Here is a 15,778-nt window from a genome sequence, read left to right as displayed (position 1 = left end):
CTTTCTTTTACATTGACAGGGATGATGGTCCGGATCTGTCTTTCATCAATGCTTTGGGAATTGACTATGGCATTTTGGGTATAATTGATATTGGCATTGGCAAAAAGACTGATAAATTTTCCGATATCGAAACTGTTGTAGTTGATTCCCCAATTGTGCAGAAAGGCAGGCCTAAGCTCTGGATTTCCCACATAAATATTCAAGGGATCTGCATTGTTGATGACCGGTTGCAGCTGTTCAATAGTTGGTTCGGTGACAGAAGTCATGTAATTGAATCCCAGGTTTTTTGTGTTGGAAAAACTATAATTAAACCTTAAGCTTGGTAGGATATTCTCAAATTGGGTTTGAATCAACTCATCATGAATCAGCAATTCTCCATTTAAATTTGTTGCTTGCATTGCCACCCCTGCGACCAGGTTGTATTTGCCGGCATTATAGCTAATGTTTGCTCCAGGTCTATGGTAGGTGTACAAACTGTTGAACCGGTTACTCAATTGTTCATTAAATACCAAACTTTCACCTTCCCAATCAAAAACCTGTCGGTCAACCCGGTTATGGTTCTGTCTGAAATTATAGACAAGCTCCAGGTATTTTCTTCCTCCCAAAGGTTCTGTGTAAGAAAGATTTGCACCATAGTTAAATGCAGAGTTAAACTGTGAGTTTTGTTGCCTGATCACTTCCAATTCAGGATTGCTACCAAAAAACTCATTCTCGGCATAAAGACTTCCCTCATAATCACTTTGGTTGAACCCAAAATTCAAATTAGCAGACCAGGTTCTCCCGGGCTTTAGAAACCTATGTCTGAACAAAAACTCAGAATTCATCTGATAACTGTCTCCTGCATTTACATTGGTCCTTTCGCCCCGATTGAGTTGATTTCCTTCCAAGTCAGTATTGGAAGTGATGCTGTTGGATACCCTATCAGTTTGGGTGAAATTTGCAGAAGTGGTTGAGCGGAATGAGTTCAGGGTATCAATCTTGTGATCAATGATCAGATTGAGTCTATGGTTTGCATTGAGGTTGTCCTGCTTGCTCAGTTCATTGAAATTGAAATCACCTGATGGGAAAAAATTCAACCTGTCAGTATTCTGGGTAATCTGATGATCAATCATGTTGAAAAAATAGCTGCTTTTCATTTGCGTATTTTTGTTGAAATCCCTGTTCAGGTTTGTTCCAAAAGCATGGCTGTTCATAATGCCATTGACCCGCTGACCACTGTTCAGAGGGATGGGATTACCTGCCCCACCAATCGTAATGCGCATCTGTCCCCCACCACCTGACATAACATTCTGCATTCCCCCACTGAAATTGATATACTCATTAATGGAAAATCCCTGCTCGTTGGTATTATTGGACATGCCAAGAAATGAAAGCTGTTGATTGTCGGTAAATCTGTTCACATTTCCTTTCAGCCCATACCTGTTGTCAGTTCCCAATCCGCCGTTCAAAGTTCCAAAATATCCCTTTTTGTGGCTTTCTTTCAACTGAAGGTTGATGGTCTTTTCCCGTTGCCCATCATCGATTCCGGTAAATTGGGATTGGTCTGATTTTCTGTCCAAAATCTGAACCTTCTCAATCGCCTCTGCCAATAGATTTTTTGTAGCCAGTTTGGGGTCGGTACCAAAAAACTCCTTGCCATCCACCAGAATCCTTCGGACAGTTTCACCTTGGGTTTTGATGTTTCCATCACTGTCCACTTCCACACCTGGAAGACGTTTCAACAGGTCTTCCACATTTGCATTGGGATTGGTCTTAAATGCATCCGCATGGAATTCAATAGTATCTTTTTTGATAGTAACAGGGGCAATAGCTTCAATGGTAAACTCATCCAAATCTGCTGTGGCCTCCATAAGCTTGACAGTACCAAGAGAAAATGTATTTCCTTCACTAGGTCTTGTAATCTTTTGATGATGTGTTTCAAATCCAACAAAAGACACCTGCATCAAAAGAACTTCATCTCTAAGGTTTTTGATCTCAAATGCCCCGCTTGGATTGGTCACCCCAAAAGTCACCAAAGTAGAATCTCCCGGATCTAAAAGTGTAATGGTTGCAGAAGACAACGCCTGCCCTTTTTCATCCTGAATAATTCCCGAAACCGACCATCTGCCGGATTGGCTAAAGGAGGAGAAAATTATTGCTATAAAAAGAATTATGGTAATGGTTGGTTTCATATGTTCTTGAGATATGAGATATGAGATGTGAGATGCATTACTCTCGTTGGTGGGTGGGATTTGAAATTTTAGATTTGAATAAAGGATGAAGGATGAAGGATGACGAAAAATCTTCTTGGTCCCCTAAAATAGGCTCTTAAATCTTGATTTTTGGCTCTTGATTCTTGGCTCTTGGTTCTTGGTTCTAATCTCTCGCTTCTAATTCCTGATCATCATCCTAAATCCCCCCTGTCCCTGTGCTCCCATTTTCTCCAATTGTTCCTCCATCATGGCCCTATATTCCTCATCTGAAATTTCCTGTCCACCTTTTGGTTCTTTCAGTTCGTTTTTTTTCAGGCTTCTGAAATCCATTTTTTCGACAGTAATGACAATTTCATCTTCATTGATATTCACTTCCATGATCAGTCCCGGAAGGCCATGAAAACGATCAGGACCTATGGGAATTCTTAACTCTTCAGTATACCAGGCAAGAATTTCCCTCTCATTTTCATCTTTGAAAAAAGCATTCTTACATAAGTAGCCCTGAATCTCTTTGGTGTCCGAACCCAATTTCCATGGAATTCTTTTCGAATCATTTTTGGTCAGGTATTTCTTTCCCATAAATTCCCTTAACTGGATCATCATATCCTCATCCCGGTCAAAATAGGTCTCATTTTGATTGACCATTCTCATGACCATCCGTCCACTTCCTTGACCGCCTTGGGAGTCAAAGGGGTTTTCATCGGGCGGAACAGCCTTATATAAGCAGCCCTGGGCATTGAATACAAGCAGATTTTGAGAAGTATTAAACTCAGGAATCATATTTTTCATTTCCTCCCGGTCAGCAGGAATTCTTTTGTGCAAATTTATCTTGGTGGTATATGTGATCACCCCTTCGGAGACTTCATTGGAAATAAATGCCCATGAGGCACAAACAAGAATTGCTAAAATGTATTTTTTCATAACCTTTGGGTTTTGGATATTCAAAAGTAATCCGGGAAAAAATAGGATTAGGTTAAACAACCTAAATACAAGGTTAATTAAGGTTAATGGGCTGCCTAAAGCCTTACAAAACCTAATATATTTGCCACATGCAAAAGAAAAACAAACTGTATTTAGTCCTGATGATAGGGAGTATTATGGTACTGATCCTGGTACAGTTTTTTTGGCTGGCTTCTGTCTACAAAGACTATAAAAACAGCCTCAAGCAAGAAACAAGATTGCTTTTTGCGACAACGGTTACCGGAATGCTGGATTCATTGGTATTGAAAGATCTGAATCCGGTTTTTATTCCCGGTATTCCGGATACAGCTTTTGCCTCTCCTAAATTCCGAAATTTCCCCTTTCAGGATTCATTAAGAGGTGTCCGAATTGAAGTGACAAGAGAATCCAATGGAAATGACACCATCTTTGGTTCAAACAGACAGATTCAAATAATCAGTACAGGAAATCCTGGATTTGCTGATTCCTTAAGGAGGGTTTTCAGGCCTTTGATGATGGGGATAGACAGCTTGAAGGAAGACAGGAAATTCACCTTTAGGATGAACAGGGAATCATTGGATCCTAAACTTATAGAAACCCGCTTCAATGAAATTTTGGCAGAAAACGATTGCCCCCTTGAGGCCAAAGTCAGAAGATACGAGGTGATGCAGGAAACCGGCCCGATTCCTTCAAATGCCATTTCATTGGAAGAAATCAGGGTTCCTTTTGGAACCAGAATAGTTGGCTACATTGAGGCATACCGTGGATTTCTTTTGAAGAAAATGCTCAACCCTTTCTTGTTTGCAGTATTGGTGGTTCTTTTTATTTCATGGTCCATGTTTGCCATGTACAGCAATATGCTAAAGCAACAAAGGCTCAACCTGCTCAAAAACGACATCATCAGCAATATAACCCATGAACTCAAAACCCCTGTTTCCACCGTAGCCATAGTCTTGGAGTCATTGGAAAACTTTGGGGCCAAAGACAATATGGAAACCCGAAAGGAATATATTCAGATTGCCAAGAATGAACTGATAAGACTTACCGCCATGGCCGAAAACATCCTCAAATCAAGTGTTTTGGAAAAAGATGAAAAAGTGAATTTCAGGCCTTTGGAATTGGATGTTTTATTGGAAGAGAGAATCAATTCATTCAGGCCCATGTTGGAATCCCAATCATTTGAATTCAGTTACCAAAAAGAAGGACAGCAATTCAAAATATATGGAAATGAGGAACAGCTCAGCTTGGTCATATTCAATCTTTTGGACAATGCCATCAAATACAGCAAGGATCATAAATCCATCCATGTTCATTTACATGAATCGGACCATAAAATTACGCTTAAAATTTCCGATAAAGGAATCGGCATTCCGGAGGGATATCAAAAAGAAATCTTCGAAAAATTTATCCGTGTTCCCCAACAGGATCTCCATGATGTAAAAGGCTACGGTTTGGGTTTGGCACAGGTCGCTGCCATCACTCAATCTCATGGAGGCAAGATTTCTCTTGATTCACAGCTTGGAAAAGGATCTACATTCACCCTTCAATTCCAGAAAATATGACCAAGATATTCTATGTAGAAGACGAACCTGCTTTGGGGAAAATAGTAAAGGAAAGCCTTCAAACCAGAAAGTATGAGGTCATCATGGCTGAAGACGGAAAAATTGCATTGAACATATTTCCGGAATCAAAACCCGATATCTGTGTCCTTGACATCATGCTGCCCAAAATGGATGGCTATCAATTGGCCAAAGCCATCAGACAGATCAAACCGGATATGCCCATCATTTTTTTGACAGCCAAAAGTCAGGTTGAGGATGTTTTGAAAGGGTTTGAATCAGGGGGAAATGACTATCTCAAAAAGCCGTTCAGCCTGGAGGAATTGATCGTCAGAATTGAAAATCTCCTGTGCTTGACCAAGGGCCATAAGCAAAATGGGAAACAGGAGATAGCCTTTGGAAAGTTTGTGTTTCACCCGAACAAATTTGAATTGATGGATCCCAATGGAGAGACTAAAAGATTATCCCATAAGGAAGCAGGTATTTTGATGATGTTGATTGACAAAACAAATCAGACCACCGAAAGAAAGGATATATTATTGAAGCTTTGGGGGGATGACAGCTATTTCAATTCCAGAAACCTCGATGTCTATATCACAAAGCTCCGTGATCTGCTCAAAGCCGACCCCAGTATCCAAATCATAACCATCAAGGGGATTGGTTACTATTTTTCTGTTTGAAATTTATCTTCCATTTATCCCAAATCCCTGTGTGAACAATCCAAAATTGCTTTTCTTTGTCTTGCCAACTTGGAACACCTATGAAGATCATTGCCATTGGAAGAAACTACGCAGAACATATCGAGGAACTCAAAAATGAACGTCCATCCGCACCTGTTGTTTTCCTAAAACCTGATACCGCCCTCCTAAAAAACAATGCACCTTTTTACCATCCGGATTTTTCTGAAAACATTCACCATGAAGTTGAATTGGTCCTAAAAATCTCAAAAGAGGGTAAACACATTCAAAAAAAATTTGCTGACCGTTATTTCGAAGAAATCGGAATTGGGATAGATTTTACAGCTAGGGATCTGCAGGACAAGTGCAAGGCAAAAGGTCTTCCATGGGAAATCGCAAAAGCTTTCAATGGTTCCGCACCAATTGGGGATTTTTTACCTGTTTCTACTTTTAAGGAACTCAATGACATCAATTTCCATTTACTCATCAATGGCCAGGAAAAACAAAAAGGAAATACCCGCATGATGCTGTTTGATTTTGGGACGATCATTGAATACGTGTCAAAATTTTTTACCCTAAAAAAAGGAGATCTCATATATACAGGAACGCCTGCGGGAGTGGGAAAGGTAAATATCGGAGACCGGTTGGAAGCATTTATTGAAGATAAAAAACTGTTGGATTTTGAAGTCAAGTAATTACCCCTATTTCTTGTTTTTGTTGATTTCTTTTGGATTTTCTATCCAATGGAATGGCTATGCTGCCAAATTTTCACCCCTAGATACTTTGCCGTCTTCTGATGGAAATAACCCGGCTAATTACCTTTTTCCCGTAAAGCCAGGTCAAAGAAACCTGTTGTCAGGAAATTTCTCCGAAATACGTCCCAATCATTTTCATTCCGGAATTGATGTCAAAATAGGCGGAGTCGATGGAGAACCTATTTTGTCCATTGCGGATGGCTATGTCTACCGGATCAAGGTTTCATCTTTTGGTTACGGCAACGTGCTTTATATCAAGCACCACAATGGCCAATCTTCCGTCTATGCACATCTAAGAAACCTCTCCCCCAAGATCATGGATTTTATGAGAAAGGAGATGTATTTCGCCAAAAAGAACGAATTGGAAGTGTTTCCCGATCCCGAATTTCTCCCTGTCAAAAGAGGTGAAGTAATCGGTAACGGTGGAAATACAGGTGGCTCAGGTGGACCCCATCTTCACTTCGAAATCAGGGACAGTTTGGACAGGGCAATTGATCCATTCTTTTTTGGATTTAAGGAAGTGGTGGACAAGATCCCTCCTATTCTCTACAAGATCGCTTTAAGGCCACTTGATATTGATTCCCGGGTAAATGGCAAATTCCAGAGACAGGAGTTTACAGGTGTCATGGAAGGGGGTAGATATATCCTACCTGATCTGATCAAAATATCGGGAAGAGTCGGAGTTGAAGTGTATGCAGTGGATAAGATGGATGGGGTGAGCAATATTTTTGGGGTTCCAATATATGAACTGATGGATGATGAAAAACCACTCTATCGCGTCAATGTTGACCATATAGACTTCAATAAGGGCAGGTTCCTTTTGACCCATACACACCAAAACCGCTTTATCAGGCTATATCAATATCCCAATAATCCGATGCAGATCTATGAACCTGACTCCATTTCTGCCGGGGCAGTATCAACCAAAGTAGGTGAGAGAAAAAAGCTTCAGGTTAACATGAAAGACTTCCTTGGAAATACAAGGATTGTAACCATGCTGATCGAAGGAGAAGAAATCCCCTTTCACATTGGAAAAAATATTAACAAAGCCAATCAAAGCACTTCTGTTACTTATGACAGGAATATCATGATGATCCAAACAGGATATTCGGAATGGGGGACCGTGGCTAAGGTATTCGTAAAAAGTCTTGAAATGGAAATCCCTCCCGCATATTCGGTAGATGGACGAAGGACTTACCTTTGGGATATGAATTATGGAGTTCCTGATTCTGTAGATTTATGTACAGAGGTTATCAGACCTGATGCGATTATCAAAATACCATTTGGTGAAGAGGTCACTTTTGCAAATAAGGATGCAGAAATCAGGTTTTCGGAAAACACGCTGTTAGACGATCTTTACTTAAGAATGGAAAAGCGTATAAGCGGAGGAAAACCGGCTTTGAAAATCAACAGTCCGGGTGAGTTTCTTCAATCCAATATGGAAGTAGTGTTCCGCAATGCAGGATTTTCGGGTGACAAAAAGAACATTCATGTCTATCAACAGTCAGAAAATGGCCGTAAATCTTTTGTCGGAGGTGAGTGGGAATCGGATGATATCCGGTTCAAAACCAGAAATTTTGGTACTTTTGTAATAGATGAAGATAAGACACCTCCCTCAATTGTTCCTGTCAGGATAAATGCTTCGGAGTTGAGGTTTGTGATCAAAGATGATAAATCCGGTATAAGAGAATTTGAGGCTTTTGTGGATGGAAAGTGGGTGCTGATGCGTTATGAGCACAAACAAAATGTCATTTGGTCCGAAAAAACAGATAAACAACCTTTTATCGGAGAGGTTTTATTGAAAGTGAGGGATATGGCCGGAAATGAATCCAAATATTCTACCACTATTAAATAAATCATCAACATAAACTATAAACAAGATGTCATTAGAAGTAGGAAAACCAGCACCAAGCTTTGAAGCCAAAGACCAAAATGGAAACATTATCAAATTGGCAGATTTTAAAGGCAGAAAAGTTGTCCTTTATTTTTACCCAAAAGACAATACTCCCGGTTGCACCGCCCAGTCCTGTAACCTTAGAGACAATTATAAGGCTTTGCAAAAGGCAGGATATATTGTTTTGGGAGTGAGTTCTGACTCCGAAAAGTCCCACCAAAAATTCATTGAAAAACTAAATCTACCTTTTCCTCTGATCGCTGATGAAGATTTAAAGGTGCATGAAGCTTATGGCACTTGGGTAGAAAAATCGATGTATGGCAGAAATTATATGGGTACTGCAAGAACAACTTTCATCATTGATGAAAATGGAAATCTGGAAGAAATCATTGAAAAAGTAAATACCAAAGAACACTCAAACCAAATTTTAAAATAAACCTAACCCAATGGAGAAAAAGTCAATTGATCAACTCAAACAAATCTGTTCCCAGGTAAGGAGAGATTGTCTACGTATGGTTCACGCAGTGCAGTCAGGCCATCCCGGAGCAGCATTAGGCCTATGTGAATATTTCGTGGCGCTTTATTTCAATGAAATGGAGCATGACAGCAAATTCAATTTTGATGGAAAGAATGAAGACCTTTTCTTTTTGTCCAATGGGCACGTATCTGCACTATGGTACAGTGTTCTAGCGAGAAGTGGCTACTTCTCACCAGAAGAGTTGGCAACCTTCCGAAAAATCGATTCAAGACTTCAGGGACACCCTGCTACGCATGAAGGACTTCCCGGAATCAGAATTGCCTCAGGTTCGTTGGGACAGGGTCTCTCAGTAGCCATCGGAGCTGCTCAGGCCAAAAAACTGAACGGTGACAACAAAACCGTCTATGTGATGATGGGAGATGGGGAACAGCAGGAAGGTCAAATATGGGAAGCATCCATGTATGCAGCCCATCATAAAGTGGACAATCTCATTGCAGCCATTGACTACAATGGACAGCAGATCGATGGTCCTACGGTGAAAATAATGGATCTTATGAATCTCAAAGCCAAATGGGAAGCCTTTGGTTGGGATGTGATCGAAGTCAAAAAAGGAAATGACATGGAATCTGTCCTGGCAGGTTTGGCAAAAGCTAATAAACTCAAAGGCAATGGCAAACCGGTTTTGATACTGCTATATACCGATATGGGTCATGGGGTTGACTTTATGGTCGGTACCCACAAGTGGCATGGAGTAGCACCAAGCGATGCCGAACTTGAAAATGCTTTAGGACAATTAGAAGAAACACTCGGAGACTATTAAGATGGAAAAGACACTGGATTTAAAATATACATATACAGAAAAGAAAGATACACGTTCGGGTTTCGGAGATGGATTTTTGGAAGCAGGTAAGAGAAACCCCAATGTGGTCGGCCTTTGTGCTGACCTGATCGGTTCATTGAAAATGGGAGCCTTTCAAAAGGAATTCCCCGACCGTTTTTTCCAGGTAGGTATTGCGGAAGCAAATATGATCGGAATTGCTGCAGGTTTGACGATAGGTGGTAAAATTCCTTTTACAGGAACTTTCGCCAACTTCTCGACCGGTCGTGTTTACGATCAGATCCGTCAGTCAGTCGCTTATTCGGACAAAAATGTCAAAATCTGCGCCTCACATGCCGGATTGACATTGGGTGAAGATGGAGCAACCCATCAGATTCTCGAAGATTTGGGAATGATGAAAATGATGCCCCATATGACTGTGATCAACCCTTGCGATTATAATCAAACAAAAGCAGCGACCTTGGCATTGGTGGACCATGTTGGACCTGCATATCTTCGATTTGGCAGACCTAGTTGGCCGATCTTTACTCCTGCCGATCAAAAATTTGAAATCGGAAAAGCCTGGAAAATGATCGATGGGAATGACGTGACCATTTTTGCCACCGGGCACCTGGTATGGGAAGCTGTTGTTGCCGAAGCCATGTTGAGAGAAGAAGGCATCTCTGCAGAAGTCATCAATATCCACACCATCAAACCTTTGGATGAAGAAGCGATATTGAAATCCGTTGCAAAAACAGGGTGTGCAATCTCTGCGGAAGAGCACCAACTAAATGGCGGACTGGGAGACAGTATTGCTCAGGTACTTTCAAGAAATGCTCCTGCCCCAATGGAGTATATCGGCGTCAATGATTCCTTTGGTGAATCAGGCACTCCTACCCAATTATTGGAAAAGTATGGGCTGAATGCTGAAAACATCGTCAAGGCCGCAAAAAAAGCCTTGAAGAGAAAATAGTATTTGATTTATAATAATTTTGAAAAAACCGTTGCATATTAAGCGTAACGGTTTTTTATTTTTATATGCTTCTTTAAATTTAAGCTCAATTAAAAATAAGTACCTTATGAAAATCCCATCGCATTTAATTGTATCCATCATTTTTTTAAGTCTGGTCCAAAATGGATGTGGTGTCAAAAAGGCTTCAACAAATGACCAAAAAATTTCTGAAGAAGAAACCACTAATCTGACCGAAAGAAATACCTCAAAATCAACTGAAGATTTAGCCATTACAGCTAGAACAAACAACCAACAAGATAATAAGGTTGGTGTCTTTTTTATGCCAAGTTGGAATTTTTCATCTGACCCAAAAGTAGATGTGGACAGTTTTTGGGCCTGCCTGACAGGGAGAGAAAACTGCGCACTTTCCAAAAGTACCGATTCTTGGGGGCCAAGGGGAAGGATTTATAACAGGCAATATCCTTATGAAGGGCCATTTTTGGATAAAAAACCGCATGCAAGCTTGAAAGGATTTTATAAAAGAGATGATCCTCAGGTGGCAAAAAAACAATTGGAATATATGAAAGAGTATGGCATTGATTTTTTTGCCTATAACTGGTATTATGGAAGGCACTATTATTATCACCTGAATTTTGGACCACAGTCCAAAGTTTACTATCCAAAAGGATGGAAAAGGGACAACAGCAGAGATGGCCGGGTAGCGGTTCCGGGTATTGAACAATGGACAGAACAGTTGGATGTCCTGTTAAGGGAAAATGCAAATCTACCCAACGCCAAGCAGATGAAATGGGCAATCAATTGGTGCGATGACAGTGATGGAAGATGGTCAGGATGGATTGAAATGGGTTCTCCTGCAAGCATTGCTGAAGGCAGAAACTACCCTGGAGAGGCTCCGACCAAAGACCTTTACCTCCAGGTCCATGATAAGATCACCCAAATGTGGATTGATAAATATTTCAAAAGAAAGGATTACCTAAGAGATGAGAATGACCGGCCTATCGTGTATCTCTATTTCCCTCAGGATATGGAAGCAAGGGCAGCTTATTATGGTGTTTCAATGAAGCAGTTGTTGGACAGGTCAAATAGTCTCGCCCAAAAGGCCGGATTGAAAGGAATAAAATTCATTGCTGTGGCTTCAGGAGTCATGATGCAAAACGAATTGGCTTATGGCATGCACACTAAATGGCAGGCCAACAATCCACGTGAACCATGGAGAGGTGGAAAATATACCGAAAAATTGCTTTTACAGGATTATGTGCCCCGGCTAAAATCCATGGGCTTTGAGGGAATGACTTCGTATTTATATCATAGTTTCTATGAAAAACAAAACAGAAGCTACGCTGACATGAGGGCGACTTATAGAGGTCATTGGCAGAAATGGTCAGAGTATTATCAAGCCGACAAGGATTTTGAATACCAAGTCCCTGTGGCCATGGGTTGGGACCGAAGGCCTGCCGGGGGTACATGGCCGCAACAAACAGGGTTCCCAAGTGAACCGGCCAAAGACAAAGTTATCAGCAACAAATCAACCTTCAAAGCCAAATTATTGGAAGCCAAAAAACAGTCAGAAAAATACAGGGCCAACAATGGGAATACAATAATGATCTGTTGCTGGAATGAATACCTGGAGGGAAATCATATTGAGCCGACAGAAGGTCATGGGTTCAGTTATCTGGAAGCGATAAAGGAGGTTTTTGTATTTGGTAAATAATTGGCTTATTTTATGAATACTAATCCCGTCACCTTATGAACATGTTTCGATTTCCTTATAAAATTCTATTCCCCCTCATATTAAGTCTGCATTTGGTATTTGTTGGATTTACACAAGCACAACAACTTGTATTTGAAGAATCCGAGGATGGTGTCCGGTTATTGGAAGATGGCAAACCTAGGTTTTTTTACCAAAAAAAAACAAAATCACTGAATGGAAAATATCCCAGAGCCCATTATTTTCATCCTGTATATGACCTGGACGGTGGGGTAATTACTGAAGATTTTCCATCTGACCACCTACATCAGCGGGGTATTTATTGGGCATGGCACCAATTGTATGAAGGCGACAAAAGGTTGGGAAATGGTTGGGTTTGCGAAAACTTTGTCTGGGATGTCAGAAGGGTATTTACTGCTATAGAAGATAACAAAGCCTATCTCAAATCAGTGGTTTTTTGGTTGGATGATGCCGGCAATGAATATGTGGTGGAATCCATGGAGGTGATCTATGAACGGACTTCAAGCGATTCTTATGAACTTGATTTTGATATTAAACTTCAGGGTCTAAAAGACAACATATATATTGGAGGTTCGGAAGACAGCAAGGGGTATGGAGGATTTTCTATAAGATTGAAATTGCCTGACCCTATAATTTTTGAGGGAGAAAACGGAAGAATAATTCCGAAGGAGAACGCGGTGTTGGCCGGAAATAAGGTCAGCATGTTTGGAAAATTCAATGATGAGACCGATCCATATTATGTCACTGTCACAGGAAATACCGAAGAACTCCCCTCCTACCAAGGTTGGATCTTAAGGGAAAAAAACAGCATGCAGAACATGGCATTCCCGGGAAGAAAACCCATACAAATCCCTCACGATAACCCTTTGGGTTTTCAACACAAAATCATTGTCCATAGGAAAAATTGAGGTTTTCCCTTTGACACTTGAGGGAAACGATGATGTTTGATTTGAATAATTTTGGAAATGGAAATATTCAAAAAAGTTCTGCTTTGTTTCTGACTGACATGATATTGCTCATGGAAATTTTGGAAATAAAAGCTCTCAGGATATACCTGGAATCAGGAAAATGTTTCACTTTTTTAAGGCACTCCAAAACATCATGGTCAATAGTTTCATTTGCAGAGAAATAACCATACCCTGAAAAAACTCCATTTTCAAAATACAAAGCGGTCTGTTCTTCTGCGGTTCTACCTTTTTCTTTGATGAGAAGATTTCCTGATTGCCTGTTCAGGGACTCCTTTAATTCACCTGCCCGTAAATTGTAAACGTTTACATCCTCCTTTCCACAACAGGCGCCTTTACAATTTCCTATTTTCACATCATAACATTCATTGGGCACTTTTTGGATTCCACTCAATTTGGGGCAAAGTTGGTATTCCTTGATTTTATCCATCAAAAATTTCCATCCTTCAGAGTGGTTGTCAAATTGGATCAATGGGAACAAACCTTTCGTTGATTTTCCGACCTGAAACCGGATAAATCCCTGGCTGTCCTCATACTGATAAAGACCCCAGGAACTGGTCTTGAATTTTTGGGCTTTGTTATATTTTGGCCATAGTCTCCTGATTTCCAACAACTCAATCAAATATGCCAAAAATTCACTACCTGTGACTTCCCAACTGATATCATGGATTTCTGACCTGAGTTTCGTTTTTTCAGAATCTTGAGTATTGCCGGAAAAATGTCCTTTAAACCTACTCCTGATATCCAAAGCTTTCCCGACATAAATCACCTGACCTTTGGCATCATGAAAATAATAAACCCCTGTAGCGTCAGGTAATTTAAGGTATTGCTCCTTACTGATATTTGGTGGCAAAAAGGCCTCTCCGTTGTTTTTTTTCAATCCGCCCAATACCAATTCCGGGCATGTACTGAAAATCTTTTCAAATAGTACAGCTGTTGCGGCAGCATCTCCGTAAGCCCTGTGTCTGTTTTCTATTTTAATGGAAAGTTGTTCGCATATCCTTCCAAGACCGTAAGACCTGTAGCCCGGAAATGCCTTTCTGCTAAGCCTGACTGTACATAGTTTGGGGACATCTAAAAGGTAGCCTTCTTTTTTCAATGACTCCCTGATAAAAGAGTAATCAAAGTTTACATTATGGGCAATGAACACTTTGTCCTTCAAAAACTCAAATAGCCTATGGGCTATATCTGAAAAAACCGGAGCATCCGAAACCATCTGCTGGTCAATGCCCGTCAATCCGGTAATAAAACCTGGGATAAATCTTTCCGGGTTTATAAGGGTATGAAACTGATCGACGATTTTCTCCCCATCATGGACCAAGGCAGCAATTTCCGTAATCCCTCCCTGAGTGGGGTTGCCTCCTGTCGTTTCAATATCCACAATAGCAAACAGCATCTTTTCTGATTTCAATATTCAATATTAGTCAATCTCCGAAACTATTACCCAAATTTCAATTCTTATGCGGCAGCAATTGTCGGATAATTTTGGTCCATATTTATTTGCTGCACTTAAAACCCATTTATACCAGCTCTAAACATTTCAACTTCCCCACATCCTTAACTCCTAACTTCCACACTTCTCAACTTTCATACTTCTCAAAAAATAAACCCCCAACTACTCTCCTCCAAAAAATCATTTGTTACTTTTGGGCTTTGTAGTTTAGTTATGACAAATAAATACCATTTTATCGCCATTGGCGGTGCAGTGATGCACAACCTTGCGCTCTCGATGGCAGCCAAGGGATATCAGGTAACAGGTTCGGATGATGAAATCTATGAACCATCGAGAACCAGACTTGAAAAAGCAGGAATACTTCCAAAAGAAAAAGGTTGGTTTCCGGAAAAGGTTCATTCAGGTCTTGATGGTATCATTTTAGGAATGCATGCCCGAATAGACAATACCGAACTCCAAAAGGCCAAAGAACTGGGAATTCCTGTTTTTTCCTTTCCGGAATTTATCTATGAACAGAGTCAGGATAAAAAAAGAGTTGTTATCTCAGGTTCACATGGCAAAACCAGTATCACCTCCATGATCCTGCATGTGCTGAAATACCACAACAAAGACTTTGACTATTTGGTAGGTGCACAGATCGAAGGTTTTGACTTAATGGTCAAATTATCCAATGCTCCCATTATAATTATCGAAGGGGATGAATACCTGACTTCTCCTCTGGACAGGAGACCAAAGTTTTTCCATTATCACCACGATATCCTTCTGATGAGCGGTATTGCTTGGGATCATTTCAATGTGTTTCCGACTTTTGATTTTTACAAAGAGCAGTTTGAAAAACTGGTGGTTATGACACCGGAAAGCGGTTACTTTATTTATTGTTCAGAGGATGCACATGTCAATGAACTGGGACAAAAAGCAAAAGGAAAAATAAACAACCTTATCCCTTACAAGGCACATCCTTACAAAATCAAAAATGGTATCACATCTCTGATAACCGGTTCAGGTGAGATCCCTATTAATGTTTTTGGAGAGCATAATCTTCAGAACCTGCAAGGGGCAGTGGAAATATGCCTGAGCCTTGGACTGTCCAAGGAGCAGTTCTATGAGGCCATACAGGAGTTTAAAGGAGCTGCGAAAAGGCAGGAGGTTTTAGCTAAATCAGAAAATTCAATTCTTTACAGAGATTTTGCCCATGCGCCTTCCAAGTTGGAAGCAACAGTGAATGCCGTGAAAAATCAATTTCCGGAAAGAAAATTAATTGCTGTGCAGGAATTACATACTTACAGTTCTTTAAACAAAGACTTTGTAAACAATTATGCCAACACCTTTGATAAGGCAGATGTGGCG

13 protein-coding genes are annotated in these 15,778 nt (G+C 40.5%); 10 read left to right on the top strand and 3 right to left on the bottom strand.

Annotated features, from left to right (window positions below):
- Positions 1 to 2,171: outer membrane beta-barrel protein (locus tag ACEW8O_RS23825; protein WP_373497132.1), on the bottom strand; the 2,171-nt coding region annotated here is incomplete at its 3' end.
- A gap of 198 nt (positions 2,172 to 2,369) precedes the next feature.
- A complete protein-coding gene (locus ACEW8O_RS23820; RefSeq protein WP_373497131.1) occupies positions 2,370 to 3,113 on the bottom strand; it encodes a GLPGLI family protein in 744 nt (247 codons plus the stop codon).
- Between the two features lie 128 nt (positions 3,114 to 3,241).
- Between ACEW8O_RS23820 and ACEW8O_RS23815 the strand changes: the two genes are divergently transcribed.
- The 9 genes from ACEW8O_RS23815 to ACEW8O_RS23775 all read left to right on the top strand — a co-directional run bounded on the left by ACEW8O_RS23815 (position 3,242) and on the right by ACEW8O_RS23775 (position 12,921).
- Positions 3,242 to 4,693: a sensor histidine kinase gene (locus ACEW8O_RS23815; protein ID WP_373497130.1), complete on the top strand. Its 1,452-nt coding sequence runs from the start codon at positions 3,242 to 3,244 to the stop codon at positions 4,691 to 4,693.
- The gene (locus tag ACEW8O_RS23810; protein WP_373497129.1) at positions 4,690 to 5,370 is read left to right on the top strand and encodes a response regulator transcription factor; all 681 of its coding nucleotides are present in this window, start codon (positions 4,690 to 4,692) and stop codon (positions 5,368 to 5,370) included. Before ACEW8O_RS23815 ends, ACEW8O_RS23810 begins: the two co-directional genes overlap by 4 nt.
- An 80-nt stretch (positions 5,371 to 5,450) precedes the next feature.
- Positions 5,451 to 6,062, top strand: coding sequence for a fumarylacetoacetate hydrolase family protein (locus ACEW8O_RS23805; RefSeq protein ID WP_373497128.1), 612 nt, complete (start codon positions 5,451 to 5,453; stop codon positions 6,060 to 6,062).
- On the top strand, positions 6,049 to 7,977 hold the full coding sequence (locus ACEW8O_RS23800) for a M23 family metallopeptidase (RefSeq protein ID WP_373497127.1): 1,929 nt from the start codon (positions 6,049 to 6,051) through the stop codon (positions 7,975 to 7,977). Before ACEW8O_RS23805 ends, ACEW8O_RS23800 begins: the two co-directional genes overlap by 14 nt.
- 25 nt (positions 7,978 to 8,002) lie before the next feature.
- Positions 8,003 to 8,452 carry a thioredoxin-dependent thiol peroxidase gene (gene bcp / locus ACEW8O_RS23795; RefSeq protein ID WP_373497126.1) on the top strand — a complete coding sequence of 150 codons (450 nt, stop codon included), beginning with the start codon at positions 8,003 to 8,005 and terminating at the stop codon, positions 8,450 to 8,452.
- Positions 8,453 to 8,462: 10 nt separating this feature from the next.
- A complete protein-coding gene (locus ACEW8O_RS23790) occupies positions 8,463 to 9,314 on the top strand; it encodes a transketolase (protein WP_373497125.1) in 852 nt (283 codons plus the stop codon).
- A gap of 1 nt (position 9,315) precedes the next feature.
- Entirely contained in the window at positions 9,316 to 10,284 is a 969-nt protein-coding gene (locus ACEW8O_RS23785) for a transketolase family protein (RefSeq protein WP_373497124.1), read from the top strand.
- Between the two features lie 106 nt (positions 10,285 to 10,390).
- The gene (locus ACEW8O_RS23780; protein WP_373497123.1) at positions 10,391 to 11,995 is read left to right on the top strand and encodes a glycoside hydrolase family 99-like domain-containing protein; all 1,605 of its coding nucleotides are present in this window, start codon (positions 10,391 to 10,393) and stop codon (positions 11,993 to 11,995) included.
- 41 nt (positions 11,996 to 12,036) lie between these two features.
- Positions 12,037 to 12,921: a DUF6807 family protein gene (locus ACEW8O_RS23775; RefSeq protein ID WP_373497122.1), complete on the top strand. Its 885-nt coding sequence runs from the start codon at positions 12,037 to 12,039 to the stop codon at positions 12,919 to 12,921.
- 67 nt (positions 12,922 to 12,988) lie between these two features.
- Here the strand turns inward: ACEW8O_RS23775 and ACEW8O_RS23770 are convergent, their stop codons facing one another.
- Entirely contained in the window at positions 12,989 to 14,389 is a 1,401-nt protein-coding gene (locus ACEW8O_RS23770; RefSeq protein WP_373497121.1) for an exonuclease domain-containing protein, read from the bottom strand.
- A gap of 255 nt (positions 14,390 to 14,644) precedes the next feature.
- Between ACEW8O_RS23770 and ACEW8O_RS23765 the strand changes: the two genes are divergently transcribed.
- Positions 14,645 to 15,778: UDP-N-acetylmuramate--L-alanine ligase (locus ACEW8O_RS23765; protein ID WP_373497120.1), on the top strand; the 1,134-nt coding region annotated here is incomplete at its 3' end.

The sequence above is a fragment of the Aquiflexum sp. genome, assembly GCF_041749095.1.
Classification (GTDB): Bacteria; Bacteroidota; Bacteroidia; order Cytophagales; family Cyclobacteriaceae; genus Aquiflexum.
This window is presented reverse-complemented; position numbering and strand designations above follow the sequence as displayed.